The 14,024-nt window shown below is 69.6% G+C and carries 15 protein-coding genes; 3 read left to right on the top strand and 12 right to left on the bottom strand.

Going from position 1 to position 14,024, the window contains the following annotated elements; all coding sequences use genetic code 11:
• The first annotated feature begins 13 nt into the window (after nucleotides 1–13).
• The 3 genes from KTR9_RS17025 (at nucleotide 14) to KTR9_RS17035 (ending at nucleotide 2,437) form a co-directional block, all read left to right on the top strand.
• Nucleotides 14–1,552, top strand: coding sequence for a M28 family peptidase (locus KTR9_RS17025; protein ID WP_014927402.1), 1,539 nt, complete (start codon nucleotides 14–16; stop codon nucleotides 1,550–1,552).
• 85 nt (nucleotides 1,553–1,637) lie between these two features.
• The gene (locus KTR9_RS17030) at nucleotides 1,638–2,012 is read left to right on the top strand and encodes an ArsR/SmtB family transcription factor (protein WP_010841217.1); all 375 of its coding nucleotides are present in this window, start codon (nucleotides 1,638–1,640) and stop codon (nucleotides 2,010–2,012) included.
• The gene (locus KTR9_RS17035) at nucleotides 2,009–2,437 is read left to right on the top strand and encodes a Fur family transcriptional regulator (protein ID WP_010841218.1); all 429 of its coding nucleotides are present in this window, start codon (nucleotides 2,009–2,011) and stop codon (nucleotides 2,435–2,437) included. Before KTR9_RS17030 ends, KTR9_RS17035 begins: the two co-directional genes overlap by 4 nt.
• A 55-nt stretch (nucleotides 2,438–2,492) precedes the next feature.
• On the opposite strand, the gene KTR9_RS17040 is transcribed toward KTR9_RS17035, so the two are convergent.
• The 12 genes from KTR9_RS17040 to KTR9_RS17095 all read right to left on the bottom strand — a co-directional run bounded on the left by KTR9_RS17040 (nucleotide 2,493) and on the right by KTR9_RS17095 (nucleotide 14,006).
• A complete protein-coding gene (locus tag KTR9_RS17040) occupies nucleotides 2,493–2,903 on the bottom strand; it encodes a hypothetical protein (RefSeq protein WP_010841219.1) in 411 nt (136 codons plus the stop codon).
• Nucleotides 2,900–3,721 (bottom strand): isoprenyl transferase, encoded by an 822-nt coding sequence (locus KTR9_RS17045; RefSeq protein WP_014927403.1) that lies wholly within the window; start codon nucleotides 3,719–3,721, stop codon nucleotides 2,900–2,902. The genes KTR9_RS17040 and KTR9_RS17045 overlap by 4 nt, the downstream gene beginning before the upstream one ends.
• The gene (gene recO / locus KTR9_RS17050) at nucleotides 3,702–4,505 is read right to left on the bottom strand and encodes a DNA repair protein RecO (protein WP_010841221.1); all 804 of its coding nucleotides are present in this window, start codon (nucleotides 4,503–4,505) and stop codon (nucleotides 3,702–3,704) included. The genes KTR9_RS17045 and recO overlap by 20 nt, the downstream gene beginning before the upstream one ends.
• Nucleotides 4,506–4,559: 54 nt before the next feature.
• Complete coding sequence (locus KTR9_RS17055) at nucleotides 4,560–6,449, bottom strand: pyruvate kinase (protein ID WP_193363198.1); 1,890 nt, start codon at nucleotides 6,447–6,449, stop codon at nucleotides 4,560–4,562.
• 55 nt (nucleotides 6,450–6,504) lie between these two features.
• Nucleotides 6,505–7,917, bottom strand: coding sequence for a YhgE/Pip domain-containing protein (locus KTR9_RS17060; protein ID WP_014927405.1), 1,413 nt, complete (start codon nucleotides 7,915–7,917; stop codon nucleotides 6,505–6,507).
• A gap of 55 nt (nucleotides 7,918–7,972) precedes the next feature.
• A complete protein-coding gene (era, locus tag KTR9_RS17065) occupies nucleotides 7,973–8,884 on the bottom strand; it encodes a GTPase Era (RefSeq protein WP_010841224.1) in 912 nt (303 codons plus the stop codon).
• Nucleotides 8,877–9,221, bottom strand: a complete 345-nt coding sequence (locus KTR9_RS17070; protein WP_014927406.1) for a hypothetical protein — start codon at nucleotides 9,219–9,221, stop codon at nucleotides 8,877–8,879. Before KTR9_RS17070 ends, era begins: the two co-directional genes overlap by 8 nt.
• Entirely contained in the window at nucleotides 9,218–10,687 is a 1,470-nt protein-coding gene (locus tag KTR9_RS17075; protein WP_014927407.1) for a hemolysin family protein, read from the bottom strand. The genes KTR9_RS17070 and KTR9_RS17075 overlap by 4 nt, the downstream gene beginning before the upstream one ends.
• Nucleotides 10,684–11,271, bottom strand: coding sequence for an rRNA maturation RNase YbeY (gene ybeY / locus KTR9_RS17080; protein ID WP_010841227.1), 588 nt, complete (start codon nucleotides 11,269–11,271; stop codon nucleotides 10,684–10,686). The genes KTR9_RS17075 and ybeY overlap by 4 nt, the downstream gene beginning before the upstream one ends.
• Nucleotides 11,268–12,350, bottom strand: a complete 1,083-nt coding sequence (locus KTR9_RS17085) for a PhoH family protein (protein WP_035716998.1) — start codon at nucleotides 12,348–12,350, stop codon at nucleotides 11,268–11,270. Before KTR9_RS17085 ends, ybeY begins: the two co-directional genes overlap by 4 nt.
• A gap of 130 nt (nucleotides 12,351–12,480) precedes the next feature.
• A complete protein-coding gene (locus KTR9_RS17090; protein WP_044508035.1) occupies nucleotides 12,481–13,260 on the bottom strand; it encodes an alpha/beta hydrolase family protein in 780 nt (259 codons plus the stop codon).
• The gene (locus tag KTR9_RS17095; RefSeq protein WP_044508037.1) at nucleotides 13,257–14,006 is read right to left on the bottom strand and encodes a 16S rRNA (uracil(1498)-N(3))-methyltransferase; all 750 of its coding nucleotides are present in this window, start codon (nucleotides 14,004–14,006) and stop codon (nucleotides 13,257–13,259) included. The genes KTR9_RS17090 and KTR9_RS17095 overlap by 4 nt, the downstream gene beginning before the upstream one ends.
• Nucleotides 14,007–14,024 lie beyond the last annotated feature (18 nt).

The following is a 14,024-nucleotide window of genomic DNA, read 5'->3' on the forward strand; positions in this document are numbered from 1 at the left end:
CCAGAGTGGCACTGTGATCGTTCGAGTTCGACGACGCGTCGGCGTCCACGCTCCGGCCCGGTATCGCCGGTCGGTGTCCCTCGCCGCGTCCCTGGTACTGACACTGTCGCTGGTCGCGGCCTGCGGAGACGATCAGACCGCGGAGGTCGATCGGCCTTCCTCGGCACCGGTCTCCACCCCCACCCCCGCACCCCCGATAGACGAGGTCACCCCGGCCGCGCTGAGCGACGCCGTCAGGATCGAGAACGTGATGGCGCACGTTCGCGCCCTCCAGCAGATCGCCGACAACAACGGCGGCAACCGGGCGGCCGGCACATCAGGGTACGACGCCTCACTGGACTACGTCGCCGGTCTGCTCCGTGCGGCCGGTTTCGACGTGACCACGCCCACCGTCGACTACGAGCGCTTCGACGGCGGTCCGGTGAGCCTGACGGCCGACGACCTGAAGGTCGCGACGCGCATCGTCGAGTACTCGGCCGGGACCGGCGACACCCCGGTCACCGCCGCGCCCGTGGCGGTCGCGGGACTCGGATGCGCGAGCACCGACTACCCGGGCTCGGTGCGCGGGGCCGTCGCGGTCATCGTCCGTGGAACCTGCACCTTCGCCGACAAGGCGCGCAACGCGCAGTCGGCCGGCGCGGTCGCGGCGATCATGGTCAACAACGAGCCCGGCCCACTCACGGGTGCCACGCTCGGGCCGGACGACCGCCCGTCGATCCCCGTCCTCGGGGTCTCCGCGGACGACGCCGAACGGGTGCGGTCGGCGCGATCGGTGACTCTCGAGGTCGAGGCGAAGACCACCGCGATCAGCACGCGCTCGCTGATCGCCGAGACTCGCACGGGCACCGCCGACGACGTCGTCATGGCCGGTGCGCACCTCGACAGCGTCGTCGAAGGGCCCGGCGCGAACGACAACGCCAGCGGCACCGCGGCCGTACTCGAGACCGCGCTGCGGCTCGGTTCGACCCCCCGCGTTCCGCATCGGGTGCGGTTCGCGTTCTGGGGTGCGGAGGAGGACGGGCTGGTGGGTTCGGCGGAGTACGTCCGGGGGCTCGACCCCGCCGCCCGTGCGGCGGTGGCACTGTACCTGAACTTCGACATGCTCGCCTCGCCCAACGGCGGCTACTTCACCCACGACGGCGACGACTCCGAACGCGAGGGAGCCGGCGCCGGACCGGACGGTTCCGGGGGCATCGAGCGGACCTTCGAGAAGTTCTATGCCGATCGCGGGATCCCCCTTGCCCCAGACGACTTCGACGGGCGCTCCGACTACGGCCCGTTCATCGCGGTGGGCATCCCCGCCGGCGGTGTGTTCACCGGCGCGGAGAGCCAGAAGAGCGAGGCGCAGGCGGAGATGTGGGGCGGCCGGGCAGGAGAGGCCTTCGATCCCGCCTATCACACCGCGCGCGACACCCTCGACAACGTCAACACCGATCTCCTGGCCGTCAACTCGTCCGCGGTCGCGTACGCGGTGGCGACCTACGCGTTGTCGACCGCGGGAGAGAACGGGGTGCCGCCCGTCGCCGAACGACGACGCGCCGACGGCGGCTGACCTGCCACGACACCCGGACATGGATTGAAAACCATTTCCGTTAGAATGGGCGGATCAAAGGCGCGAGCCAGGCGAGAGGAGCGCGATGTCGACCCAACCATTGGACGGGCCCGACCCGGCCGAGGCGGCCGACGCAGCGGCGCGGGAAGCCGCGGCCGATCTCCTGCGCGCCCTCGCCTCCCCCACCCGCGTCGCGATCGTGCTGTCGCTGCGCGAGCGGGTGCAGTGCGTACACGAGCTCGTCGGGCACCTGGGCCTGAGTCAGCCACTGGTCAGCCAGCACCTGCGCGTCCTGAAGGACGCCGGCGTCGTCCGCGGTCAGCGCAACGGTCGCGAGATCACCTACGAACTCCTCGACGACCACGTCGCGCACATCGTCGGCGACGCCCTGATCCACGCGAACGAGACCAGTGACGGCCGCGCCGTGCCGTCCGAGACCTCCCGAGCGGTGAACGAATGAGCGGGGTCGCCTCGGGACCGCAGCCGGTCACCGGCATCCGCTCGACCCGCCAGCGGGCCGCGATCGCCGACGCCCTCGCCGGCACCGATGACTTCTGTTCCGCCCAGGAACTCCACGAGATCCTCAAGGGCCGGGGCGAATCGATCGGCCTGACGACGGTCTACCGCAATCTGCAGGCGCTGAGTCAGGCCGGGCAGATCGACGTCCTGTGGGACGGCTCCGGCGAGACCCGGTACCGCCATTGCTCGTCGGGACACCACCACCACCTCGTGTGCCGCGAATGCGGAACCACCGTCGAGGTGCAGGCCGAGCCGGTCGAGCGCTGGGCCGCGAAGATCGCCGCCCAGCACGGCTTCACCGACATCAATCACACCGTCGAGGTCTTCGGACGATGCGGTGACTGTCGGGTCGCCGGAAACGACTGAACGAGAACGGTTGTCGACACTCCACCCTGCTCCCTGAGCCGAGGGGGTGGTCGCCTCAAGCAGAGGTCGGGCCCACCAGTCGTTCGGCGGCGTCGACACCCGCGGCGAGCACGATGTGCAACACCGTCAGCAGCGGCACGTCGTCGAGCTGCCCGGCCGGAAACGTGTAGTACTGCAACACATCTGTGGTGACCCCGGCACGATCGGATCGGCGGAGGCTGCCGAAGCTGAGCTGCGCGGCGCACGCCTCGACGTCGTCGCGCAGGGACGGGGTGTTGGGCAGGTCCATCGCCACCATCTGCGTGAGGGCGAGCACGTCGAGCCCATCGGCCAGCGTGAGCACGCGGATCGACGCGCGCGTCGGACCGACCTGCACCACGAGCGAATCGGCGTCGGGACGGTCGACGGGTCCGAGTTCTGCGACGATCTCCGCCGTACGGTCGAGGAGGCCCGCGGCGCCGGTCATGACGGCTTCACCCCGCCGAAACGCCGGTCGCGCGAAGCGTATTCGAGGCAGGCGGCCCACAGGTCGCGACGATCGAAGTCCGGGAAGAGCTTCTCCTGATAGACCATCTCGGCGTACGCCGACTGCCACAGAAGGAAATTCGAGATCCGCTGCTCCCCCGACGGGCGCAGGAAGAGGTCGACGTCGGGCATGTCCGGCTCGTCGAGGTACCGCGCGAACGTCGACTCCGAGATCCGCTCGGGATCGATCTCGCCGCGCGCCGCGCGACGCGCGATCTCACGTGCGGCGTCGGCGATCTCGGCGCGGCCGCCGTAGTTGACGCACATCGTCAGCGTCATCACGGTGTTGTCCCGGGTCATCTCCTCGGCGATCTCGAGTTCGCGGATCACGCTGCGCCACAAGCGTGGTCGGCGTCCAGCCCAGCGCACGCGGACCCCCATCTCGTGCATCTCGTCGCGCCGGCGCCGGATGACGTCGCGGTTGAAGCCCATGAGGAACCGCACCTCGTCGGGACTGCGGGACCAGTTCTCGGTGGAGAAGGCGTAGGCCGACAACCAGCCGACCCCCAATTCGATACAGCCGCACACGGTGTCCATCAGCACGGCCTCACCGCGCTTGTGCCCCTCGGTACGCGGGAGGCCGCGATCGGTGGCCCAGCGTCCGTTGCCGTCCATCACCAGCGCAACGTGCTTCGGTACGAACTCGGCGGGAATGGCGGGTGGCCGCGCGCCGCTCGGATGCGGGTCGGGTGGACGGACATCGGCGCGGAGACTCGCGGCCTTGCGTGCCTTTCCCGAACTACCCGGCCGCAACGCCATCGTCGACCCTCCTCGCACCCGTGTCCACACCCGTCTCCATCAGCCTATGAGGGGCGGTGCGTTCGATCAGCGGCAGGGTTCGGAGCTGACGTTCCAGATGCCACTGCAGATGCGCGGCGGTGAGTCCGCTGGCCTGGCGACGCAGCGACGGAGTCGCGTCGACCACGTCGTCCCACCGACCGCGGAACAGGGCCTCCATGAGGTCGAGAACGCCCGGGGACGGTGTCGCCGATCCGGGCGGGCGGCACGGCAGACAGACGGCGCCGCCCGCGGCGACGTGGAAGGCGCGGTGGGGGCCGGGCGTCGCGCAGCGCGCGCACTCCTCCAGCGCCGGCATCCAGCCCGCGCTGTACATGGCACGCAGCAGGTAGGCGTCGAGGATCAGTTCCCGGGGCCGGCGGTCGTCGGCCAGCGCCTCCAGGGCTCCGACCGTCAGCCGGTGCAGCTGGCGGGTGGGTGCTCGTTCCTCACCCGCGAGCCGTTCCGCGGTCTCGAGGACCGCACAGGCCGTGGTGTAGCGCCCGTAGTCGGCGACGATGGCGTCGGCGAAGGCGTGCAGGCTGTGCACCTGCGTGACCACGTCGAGGCTGCGACCGGGATACAGGTGCACGTCGATGTGGGCGAACGGTTCGAGCCGGGCGCCGAACTTCGACCGTGTCCGCCGGACGCCCTTGGCGACCGCGCGCACGAGACCGTGTTCGGCGGTGAGCAGCGTGATGATGCGGTCGGCTTCGCCCAGTTTGTGCTGGCGCAGCACGACGGCCTCATCACGGTAGAACCTCACCGGGACATTCTCCCACCGAGCACCGACACGACAGGTCCCGACATGCCCGCCGGCCTACCCCGGATCGATGTCGAAGGAGTTCAGCGGGCGCAGCAGCGAGCGCTTCTTCTCCACGTGACCGCCCATCCGGTCCAGGATCGACGTCAGCGCCTCGATCGCCTCGACGATGTAGGGCCCCTTGTTGAGCATCACGCCCTCGGCGCGGCGGCTCATCGCGGCATCGGTGACCTCGGCGCGGGAGGGCACGCCCTTCTTGGCCAGCCCGTCGAGCACCTGGGTCGCCCAGATGACCGGGACATGCGCGGCCTCGCAGAGCCACAGGATCTCCTCCTGCACCTCGGCGAGCCGGCCGAAGCCGACCTCGACGGCGAGGTCGCCACGGGCGATCATGACCCCGACCGAGTCCCAGCGCATCGCCTCGAGCAGCATCTGCGGCAACGACTCGAAGGCTGCGCGGGTCTCGATCTTCAGCACGATGCCCACGTCCGGCGCACCGAGACGGCGCAGTTCGTCGATCAGGTCGGCCACGTCTTCCGGCGACCGGACGAACGAGCAGTTCACCATGTCGGCGTGCGCGGCGACGAACTCGAGGTCCTGCCGGTCGGACGCCGTGAGAGCCGGGATGTGCAACGTCGTGTCCGGGAGGTTGATGCCTTTCTCGGCACGGAGCTTGGTCCCGCCCGGGGCGGCGCGCTCGACGTCGACCACGATCTCGTCGTCGAGCTTCTCCCGGACCCGCCCCGCGATCTTGCCGTCGTCGAACAGCACTCGGTGGCCCGGCATCACGTCGTCGAAGGCCTCGCCGAGTTCGCAGCCGATCCGATGCGGTCCGGTCCGGGTCGCCGGGGTCGGCGTGAGCTCGCGCTGCAACCGGATCTCGTCGCCGGTGCGCACCAGCAGATGCTGTCGCTTCTCCGGCAGTTCGCCGACGACGAGACGGCCCCGCGAGCGGGCCTCGGATCGGCGGGTGTCCGCGCCGTCGGCACCGGGCACCTCGATCGGCATGCCGGTCTCGTAGTAGACGGTGCGATCGCTCTCGGCATCGATCCCCGCCTCGGACACCGCGACCACCTCGAGGCGTCGCCGGCGACCACGGGCGTCACGCAACCTCAGCCGGTCTCCCTGCCCGACGTCTGCGAGTGCGCCCACCGGGATGACCGCGTCGATCCCGTCGGGCAGCCGCGCGCCGGGATCGAAAGGTGTTGTGGCGAACCGCACCCACGACCGCCGTTCCACCGTGCCGTCGTCCGCGCGGACCGGTTTCACCTTGATGACCTCGGGCCCCGGTTCGAGCGGCCCCGTACGCAGTTTCGGGCCGGCGAGATCCATGGCCACCCGCACCCGGCCGGGGAGGGATCGCACGGACTCGATCATCCGCGACCACTCGGCCGGGCCGTCGTGCGCGCAGTTGACCCGCGCGACGTCCATCCCGGCGGCACCCATGGCGCGGACGAGGTCGGGATCGTCGGCGGCCGGGGTCGGCATCGTCACCATCACGCGGGTGGCCCGCTCGCCGCGTGATTCCCCGGGGCCGTCGGCGGTCGCGTCGTGTCCGCCACCGGGATGCACGCGCCCGAGGAGCCGGTCGCGATTGCGGGTCAGGGTTCGCACGCCGCCGGCGAGATCACCCCAGATCGGGTGCCGGGTGCGCCCCTCGGCCAAGGCGTCCACGGTCTCGATGACCGTCTCGATCCACGAGTAGACGATCGACTCCATCCGGCCGAGACTCGACAGTCCGTGTGCGGACATCGACTCCTGCAGCGGACGCAGGTCATGGCGTCGGACCGCGACGTAGTGCACGAGGTTTCGGGCGCTGTGCCGATGCTGGTCGGCGACCGCGGCGATGAGCGATTCGGCCTGCAGCTCGGCGCGGTCGAGGTCGTCGCGCAGCTCGTGCAGGGCCGTGGACAGTTCGGGGATCGACATGACGACGGGAGTACCCATCCGGCCACGGTGTCAGACCCGGGTGAACGGTCGGGGCGTGAGGGCGCCCGGGGTGTCAGCCGGCGTTGACGATCTTGTCCAGCTTCGGCGGCAGCGTCATGCCGCCCGGATACCGGTGCCAACCCTTGCGGTCGTAGTACTTGGTGCCGAGCAGACCGAGGAGCACCCCGACGAGCAGACCGATGAAGCACTGGATGATCGACCGGCCCAAGCCCGCCGAGAGGTCGGCGTCGAAATACAGGACCGCACGCACACCCAGGTAGATCACATGCATCGGTTCGATCGCGGCGATCCACTCGAAGAAGCGCGGACTCGCCTCGAGCGGAAGGGTCCCGCCCGACGACGGCAGCCCGAACACCACGAAGAAGATCAGGTTGAACAGCAGCCCGGGGTTGCCGAACACCGCCATCATCGCGCTGGCACTCACCCCGACGGCGAAGATGCCGAGCACCGACAGCATCCAGAGCACGAATCCGTTCGGGATCGATGTCCCGACCATGGCGCCGACGGCGATGAACAGGGTCGAGAGCACCACCGCGACCAGGAACATGATCGTCCACTTCGCCGCGAGTGTCGCCCACCGGCTGATCGCGAGCCGCTCACGCAGCTGATAGAACGGCCCGTATTCGATGGGCGTCTGGCCGAGCATGCCGTCGACGACGATGCTGACCATCATCGCCCCGGTGAAGCCGGCGAGCACGAGCAGCAGGGTCAGATAGAACGCCGACAGACCGTTGCCCGCACCGTCGGGGAGCGGCGTCGGCTCGGAGACCTCGACGGCCACCGGGGTCGCGAGTGCGAGCTGCGCCGCGCCGGTGAAGGTGATGTCGTTGCGGTCGAGCTGTGCGCGGACCTGTTCGGTCAGCTGTGTGCCGACCTGCTCGTTGACGCGCGTACGGACCTGGTCGGCCAGGGTGGTGGTGATCGATGACGCGAACGCACCCGAGCCACGGTTGATGAAGATGTCGATGGTCGGTTTCGCCGGTTCGGCGGTGAGAACCGTCGACCGGCCGAGTGCGACAGCACGATTCGTGAAGTTCGACCCGACGACGATGACGCCGTACACCTTGCCGCTGTTGAGTTCGGAGAGGGCGGTCGACCGGTCGGTCCGTGAGACCACGATCCCGTTCTCCGCGGCCGAGGAGATGATGCCCTCGGCGACCTGTTCGCCGAAGTTCTGCTGCGTGGACTGCCCCTCGGCGTTCTGCACCTCACCGCCCGCGTCCTCCTGGACGAGCGCTACCGGGAAGTCGTGCAGGTGGCGCTGCGGGTCGACGACAGCGGCCATGTACAACGCGGCCATCAGCGAGAACATCACCGCCACCAGCGCGAGTGGTGCGAGCCAGAATCGCGGTGACCCCAGCACCCCCGCGATCGTCCGCCCCGTCGGCTGATCGGCGTCCGGCGCCTCGTGCGCTCCCTGACCGAGTGCGTCCCCCGGCTGAACCGGCGACTCGTGCGTTCCCATCGGCGTACCTCCCCGCAGGCCGCCCCGGTCGGCGCCAGGCCGTCAGGACACGCTGCTAGAAACCCAATCGACGCAGCTGTTTGGGGTCGCGTTGCCAGTCCTTGGCGACCTTCACATGCAGATCCAGGTACACCTTGGTCCCCAGCAGCCGCTCGATCTGTGCGCGGGCAACTGTACCCACCTCTTTCAGCCGCGCGCCCTTGCGGCCGATGATGATGCCCTTCTGGCTGTCGCGCTCGACGAACAGCACGGCGTGGACGTCGACCATCGGCGGAAGCTCGGGATCCCGGTCCTCCCGGTCGATGACCTCCTCGATGACGACGGCGAGCGAGTGCGGCAACTCGTCGTGCACACCCTCGAGCGCGGCTTCGCGGATGAACTCCGCCATCAGCACCTGCTCGGGTTCGTCGGTGAGTTCGCCGTCCGGGTAGAAGGCCGGCCCCTCTTCCATGAGGCCGACGAGCACGTCGGACAGCACGTCGAGCTGCTTGCCCGACTTCGCCGACACCGGGACCACCTCCGAGTCGGGTCCGAGGACCGCGGAGAGCGCGAGCAGCTGTTTGGCGACCTGCTCCGGACCGACGCGGTCGATCTTGGTGACCACACCGACGATCGTCGTGCGGGGTGCCATCTCGCGGACCTGCGAGATGATCCAGCGGTCACCCGGCCCGATCGCCTCGTCGGCGGGGATGCAAACACCGATCACGTCGACCTCGGAGTAGGTGTCGCGGACGAGATCGTTCAGGCGCTGACCCAGCAGGGTACGCGGGCGATGGAGGCCGGGGGTGTCGACGAGGATCAGCTGGGCATCGGGCCGGTTGACGATCCCGCGGATGGTGTGGCGGGTGGTCTGCGGGCGATTGGAGGTGATCGCGATCTTCTCGCCGACCAGGGCATTGGTGAGCGTGGACTTGCCGGTGTTGGGACGCCCCACGAAACAGACGAAACCCGAACGGAACTCAGGCATCCGCACGCCCGATGCGCTGTTGCGGTGCACCCGCGGTGTCGGTGAGGACCGCGTACGCCTCCGGGCTGAGCTCGTGCAGGGTGTCCAGACCCGGGTCGTCGGGCGCACCGTTGACGATGACTGCCGCCTCGAAGGTGCGGGCCCCGCTCGAGATCGCGGACGCCACCGCCACCTGCAACCCGGTGAGGGTCAGGGTGCGGGTCCGCACGTCGGCCCCGGCGTAGGTGCGGCCGTCACCGTCCCGAACCGCGGCGCCCGAGGGCGACTCGGCACGCGCCAGCGCACCCCGGGCGAGCACCACGAGCTTGCGATCCTCGTCGGTGAGGGTCTCGGTCACTGGTTCATCCTTGCTCTCGAGTCGTCTGCCCTGTCGCGATCGGCGGAGTCCACAGCCGGGTCGTCGCCGCCCTTGTCTCTCGCCGCGCGCTCGGTTCGCCGTTCGTCCTCGTGGTCGCGGCCCGCGGCACGGTCGGAACGTCCGTGCGATCGGTTCGAGTTGCCACGGTGCTCGTCGCCTCGCGAATCTTCTTCCGCGCCGGGGACCCGTGTCACGAGCACCGTGATGATGCGTTGGCGCCCTTGGCGATTGGGACCGCCCTCGGCCACCAGTTGCAGTCCGTGCGACTCGACCCGGGCGCCGGGCAGCGGCACGCGGCCCAGCTCGAGGCCGACGAGTCCGCCGACCGTCTCGACCTCTTCCTCGGCGATCTCGACGTCGAACAGTTCACCGAGATCTTCCACCGGCAGCCGCGCCGACACCCGGTAGGACCCGTCGCCGAGGTCCTCGACCGGCGCGAGCTCGTCGGTGTCGTACTCGTCGGTGATCTCGCCGACGATCTCCTCCAGCACGTCCTCGATGGTCACCAGCCCGGCGATACCGCCGTACTCGTCGACGAGCATCGCCATGTGATTGCGCTCGCGCTGCATGTCGGCGAGGACACGGTCGAGTGGTTTGGAATCGGGGATGAACTCGGCGTCGCGCATCACGTCGACCACGCGCAGGGTCGTGGGGTCGACGCGCTGGGCGACCGTCCGGGCCACCAGGTCCTTGAGATACACGATGCCCAGGACGTCGTCGGTGTTCTCGCCGATCACCGGGATCCGCGAGTGCCCGGACCGCGTCGCGAGGCTCGTGGCCTGCAGGGCGGTCTTGTCGGCCTCGATCCACACCATCTCCGGGCGCGGCACCATCACCTCGCGGGCGCTCGTGTCGCCGAGGTCGAACACCGACTGGATCATGCGGCGCTCGTCGGCCGCGACGACACCGGAGGCCTCCGCGAGGTCGACGACCTCACGCAGCTCGATCTCGGTGGCGAACGGGCCGTTGCGGAACCCGCGACCCGGGGTGAGGGCGTTACCGATCAGTATCAGGAGACGGGTCAGCGGTTTGAGCAGCACTCCCAGCGCGAACAGCGGGTACGACGAGGCGAGCGCGATCGTGTACGCGTGCTGCCGGCCCAGGGTGCGCGGGCCGACGCCCACGGCGACGTACGAGACGACTGCCATGGCGGCGATGGCCACCGCGAGTCCCCCGCCGACGCCGATCAGCTGTGTCGCGGCGACCGCGACGAGCGCCACGGCCGCGGTCTCGCACACCACGCGGAGAAGCACCACGAGCCCGACGTAGGTCGCGCGTGCACCGAGGATGCCCGCCAGGCGGCGGGCACCAGCGCGCCCCTCCCGGACCATGTCGTCCACCCGGGCGTTCGACACCGTGGACACCGCGGTGTCGACCGCCGCGAACACCCCGCCGACCCCGATCAACACGACTGCGGCCACGATGAACCAGTAATCAGAGGTCACCCTCGGTCCTCCTCGGACCGGGTCGGGGCGCCGGGGGCAGGCGACCCGCCCTCGGGACCGGTGAAGCCGATGTTGGTCAGCAACCGCGAATCGCGGTCGGTCTGTCGTTGCTCCTGGGCACGTCGGTGGCGTTCGGCGTAGAACGCGTCGAGAATCCGGTTCTGCAGCCCGAACATCTCGCGCTCCTCCTCCGGCTCGGCGTGGTCGTAGCCGAGAAGGTGGAGCACCCCGTGGATCGTCAGCATCGCCAGCTCGTGCTCGAAGGACCGTTTCGCCTCGCGCGCCTGCTTCCGGGCGAAATCGGGGCACAGCACGATGTCACCGAGGATCGCCGGGCCGGGGTCGGTCGCGTCCGGCCGCCCGCCGGGCACCAGTTCGTCCATCGGGAAGCTCATCACGTCGGTCGGACCGGGCAGGTCCATCCACTGCACGTGCATGTCCGCCATGGTGTCCTCGTCGACGCACAGCACCGACAGCAGCGCCGCCGGATTGACGTCCATCGCGTTCACCGCGAAGCGTGCGGCGTCGATGATCAGCTCGGCCGGAACCTCGACCCCGGATTCGTTGGCCAGTTCGATGCTCATGAACGACGTCCCTGCGCGGCGGCCCGACGTGCGGCACGGTTGCCGCCGAGTGCCGTGTTGGGCAGTCCTCGCTGCGCCTCCTCGGCCCGTCCGTAGGCGTCGACGATGTCGGCGACCAACCGGTGCCGGACCACGTCCTGGCTGGTGAGCCGGGAGAAGTGGATGTCGTCGATCCCTTCCAGGATCTCCGAGGCGGCGAGGAGTCCGCTACGCGCACCGCCCGGCAGGTCCACCTGGGTGACGTCGCCGGTGACGACGACCTTGGAACCGAAGCCGAGACGGGTCAGGAACATCTTCATCTGCTCACTCGTCGTGTTCTGCGCCTCGTCGAGGATGATGAACGCGTCGTTGAGCGTGCGGCCGCGCATGTAGGCCAACGGCGCGACCTCGATGACCCCGGCTGCCATCAGCTTCGGGATCGCCTCGGGATCCATCATGTCGTGCAGCGCGTCGTACAGCGGGCGCAGGTAGGGGTCGATCTTCTCGCTCAACGTGCCCGGCAGGAAGCCGAGGCGTTCGCCGGCCTCGACCGCCGGCCGCGTCAGGATGATGCGGTTGACCGATTTCGACTGCAGCGCCTGGACCGCCTTGGCCATCGCCAGGTAGGTCTTGCCGGTACCGGCCGGACCCAGACCGAACACGATGGTGTGCTTGTCGATGGCGTCGACGTAGTGCTTCTGGTTGAGCGTCTTGGGTCGGATCGTCTTGCCCCGGCGCGACAGGATGTCGAGCGACAGCACGTCGGCCGGCGACTCCTCGGTGCCGTCGGACAGCATGGACACGCTGTGCCGGACGAGATCGGGTGTCAGCGGGGTCCCCCGGCCGACGAGGTCGACGAGTTCGGCGATGACACGCTCGGAGCCGGCGACGTCGGCGGGTTCACCGGTCAGGGTCACCTGGTTGCCACGGACGTGGATGTCGGCGGGCAAGAGCTGCTCAAGGGTACGCAGGTTGACGTCACTGGCGCCGAGCAGCCCGAACACGACTCCGGGAGAGACTTCGACAGTGGATGTGACCCCAGACCGGCGCGGCTGCGTACGGCTGGATTGCCCGCTCTGGTCGGGGTTGTCGTCACTCACGTATGAAATCACTCCTGGTGTTCTGTTCTGGATGTTCTGATCTGGATGTCCCTGCGCGTCGCGATCGCGGCCCGCAGAGGTGTGGTCAGTGTATCGCGGTGCAACAGCCGATCAGCAGGCAATATTTCCGTCAGATCCCCAGCACCCGGATCGTCTGCCGCGTGCACACGCTGCGTGGGTCGACGAAGGCGTCGTGTCCCTCACCGGGAACGGCGAGGAACTCCGCGGACTGTCCGCGCTCGATCGCGGCGTCGACGTACCGCCTACTGGACTCGATGGGGATGAGTTCGTCGGTCTCACCGTGTATCGCCACGACGTGGGCGTCGACGACGGGCGCCAGCAGCGGCGAGGCGTCGCGGTACCGGCGCGGCGACTCGCTGAACGGCCGACCCATGAACGCCCGCACCGACTCTCGGTCGGCCGCACCGACGGTGTCGAGCACGGCCGCCTGGGCGACGACGGTGGTGATGGTGGCCGTTGCGGTGCGCGCGCCGAGCTGCCCGACGGCCCACACCGCGAGCTGGCCACCCGCCGAATGCCCCACGACCGCCGTCGAGGAGAAGTCGACGCCACCGGCCGGGAGCAGGTCACGGACGGGTCCGTCGAGAGCACCGAGCGCGTCGATGACATCGCGGCCGGTGTTCGGCCATCCGCCGCCTTCCTCACCGACCCGCCGGTATTCGATGTTCCACACCGCCGCCCCACGCTCGGCGAGCATGCGGGCGATGGCGGTCTGCGTCGTCGAACCGAATTCGACGGACCAGGAGCCGCCGTGCACGAGTACGACCAGCCGCGCGGGCGACGTCGCGTCGAGACCGTCGGAGGGCACGTACAGGTGGCCGAATTGTGAAGGCGCCGGGCCATAGTCGATCTTCGTTCGACGCACGGAGCGGCGTCCGACGACGCTCATCGCGTCCACCGACGGGTGAGCACCCCGATCGCGCCGAGAGCCACCGCGGCTGCCGTCGACGTGCGCAGCACCTCCGGGCCCAGCACGACCGACTGCGCACCGAGCGCGGTCAGGTCCGCGATCTCTCCGCCGTCGAGACCGCCCTCGGGCCCGACCACGAGCACGATCTCGGCGGCGTCGGCGAGGGGTAGTCGCGCGAGGGGCTGCGCGGCCTCCTCGTGTAGGACGGCGACGACGCCGCCCCTGGTCACGACGTCGGCGCAGCGGGCACGGACGTCGATGGTGGTCGCGAGGTCGGTGACCTCCGGAATCCACGGGCGACGACTCTGCTTGGCGGCGGCCGACGCCGCGGCCCGCCATTTGCCGACGCCCTTGTCCGCCTTGCCCGTCCATCGCGACACGCACCGCAGCGCCTGCCAGGGCACGATCACGTTGACGCCGGCCTCGGTGGCGAGGTCGACCGCGAGCTCGGAGCGTTCGGACTTCGGCAGCGCCTGCACCAGCGTCACCTGCGGGGTGGGGCGTGCCTCGAAGGACAGGTCGTGCACGGCTGCGACCAGCGTGTCCTTGGCGACGATCTCCCGGATCTCGCAACCGGCCACCGAACCGGCGCCGTCGCCGACGAGGATCCGCTCGCCGACCCCGAGCCGGGCGACGGTCACGGCGTGACGGCCCTCGGGTCCGCTCAGGGTCAGATCCGCCCCGGGCGCGGGCACGGAATCCGCCCAGAACAGCGGAGGACTCACCGCACACCCGCCGTCCGG

Origin of the sequence: Gordonia sp. KTR9 (genome assembly GCF_000143885.2) — a bacterium.
GTDB lineage: Bacteria > Actinomycetota > Actinomycetes > Mycobacteriales > Mycobacteriaceae > Gordonia.

Coding starts and splice junctions, on each gene's coding strand:
- KTR9_RS17060 (WP_014927405.1), bottom strand. CDS start 7,917: ATGGGAACGCACGAGTCGCCGGTTCAGCCGGGGGACGCACTCGGTCAG.
- era (WP_010841224.1), bottom strand. CDS start 8,884: ATGCCTGAGTTCCGTTCGGGTTTCGTCTGTTTCGTGGGGCGTCCCAAC.
- KTR9_RS17090 (WP_044508035.1), bottom strand. CDS start 13,260: ATGAGCGTCGTCGGACGCCGCTCCGTGCGTCGAACGAAGATCGACTAT.
- KTR9_RS17045 (WP_014927403.1), bottom strand. CDS start 3,721: ATGGCGTTGCGGCCGGGTAGTTCGGGAAAGGCACGCAAGGCCGCGAGT.
- KTR9_RS17040 (WP_010841219.1), bottom strand. CDS start 2,903: ATGACCGGCGCCGCGGGCCTCCTCGACCGTACGGCGGAGATCGTCGCA.
- KTR9_RS17055 (WP_193363198.1), bottom strand. CDS start 6,449: ATGGGTACTCCCGTCGTCATGTCGATCCCCGAACTGTCCACGGCCCTG.
- KTR9_RS17035 (WP_010841218.1), top strand. CDS start 2,009: ATGAGCGGGGTCGCCTCGGGACCGCAGCCGGTCACCGGCATCCGCTCG.
- ybeY (WP_010841227.1), bottom strand. CDS start 11,271: ATGAGCATCGAACTGGCCAACGAATCCGGGGTCGAGGTTCCGGCCGAG.
- KTR9_RS17030 (WP_010841217.1), top strand. CDS start 1,638: ATGTCGACCCAACCATTGGACGGGCCCGACCCGGCCGAGGCGGCCGAC.